The following is a 741-nucleotide window of genomic DNA, read 5'->3' as shown; positions in this document are numbered from 1 at the left end:
CGTGTTTCAAGACGGGACGAGCTCGTGCACCACTGAATCCAACACTTTTCTTTTCCTCTCTTGCCCGGCACACCAGAAAGGCTCCAGTATCACTTTCTCCGCCCAAAGAACCCCAATTACAATCGAAGCGAATCCAATCGTAATGTGATCCCTATGAACAGAAAAAGAACTAGAACCACACATATTTCCAGTATCGTACAGCAAAAAAGAAACTTTTGTCTCGTTTCTACAAGCCAGCCGCTCAATTCAAAACTGGTCAGACAGGAAAAAAATTCCCTTTTCAAAGAAAAGGAAACCTCCTATCAGCAGTCTAATAGGCGGAAAAATTACTAGCTCGGTGTTGGCGCTGAGATCAAAAAGCAAAATACACAACCAAACCCTTTCCTTACAAAAACAAGAATGACAGACCCTTGTATAGGACCTTCCCCTCTTTCTCTCTGTAAGAAAAAGTTTCAATCGCTGAATCTTTCTAATCCTTTCGCTAGATACACGAGTTCGCTTATTGCTAAACCCTTTCAGGCTCTGGTTTGACTCTCTCTTCAGAGTGCTTTTCACCTTTCCCTCGCGGTACTTGTTCTCTATCGGATTCCTGATCATATTTAGCCTTGGATCGAATTCACGACCCTTCTTCAGACAGCATTACAAAGCTGACCTACTCTTTTGGAAACCCTTTCCTCACGATCTCCCTTCATGGAAATTCAAAACAGGACTTTCACCCTCTTTGGTTGTGCCATAAAATGC

1 rRNA gene is annotated in these 741 nt (G+C 42.9%); it reads right to left on the bottom strand.

Features of this window, described 5'->3' with window-relative positions:
- Positions 1 to 513: 513 nt before the first annotated feature.
- Positions 514 to 741, bottom strand: a 23S ribosomal RNA gene (locus EER30_RS48310); the annotation flags it as partial.

The sequence above is a fragment of the Actinoplanes solisilvae genome (assembly GCF_003999975.1).
Taxonomy (GTDB): domain Bacteria; phylum Actinomycetota; class Actinomycetes; order Mycobacteriales; family Micromonosporaceae; genus Actinoplanes; species Actinoplanes solisilvae.
Note: the sequence above shows the minus strand (reverse complement) of the source record. Positions and strands in the feature narration are given on the sequence as shown.